The sequence below is a fragment of the Bacillus sp. L_1B0_5 genome (assembly GCF_000836715.1).
GTDB lineage: Bacteria > Bacillota > Bacilli > Bacillales > Bacillaceae_G > Bacillus_A > Bacillus_A thuringiensis_S.
This window is the reverse complement of record NZ_JXIS01000252.1, coordinates 1-234: the sequence shown is the minus strand read 5'-3', so window position 1 is coordinate 234 and position 234 is coordinate 1. Positions and strand designations below refer to the sequence as shown.

Below are 234 nucleotides of genomic sequence, written 5' to 3'. Positions count from 1 at the left end.
TTATTTTAGTTTTGCAACACCCTCAAGGTAGCTAGAATTCATGAATACATATCAAATGCTAGAAAAGATTACTTGGACAAAATTTCAACTGAAATCATCAAAAACCACGATGTTATCGGTATAGAGGATTTGCAAGTATTGAATATGTTAAAGAATCATAAGTTAGCAAAAGCAATTAGTGAGGTATCATGGTCACAATTTCGAACTATGTTGGAATACAAAGCAAAATGGTAT

At 31.2% G+C, this 234-nt stretch carries 1 pseudogene; it reads left to right on the top strand.

The features are described from left to right. Window positions 1–21: 21 nt before the first annotated feature. Window positions 22–234, top strand: a pseudogene (locus RT27_RS32215) (IS200/IS605 family accessory protein TnpB-related protein); the annotation flags it as partial.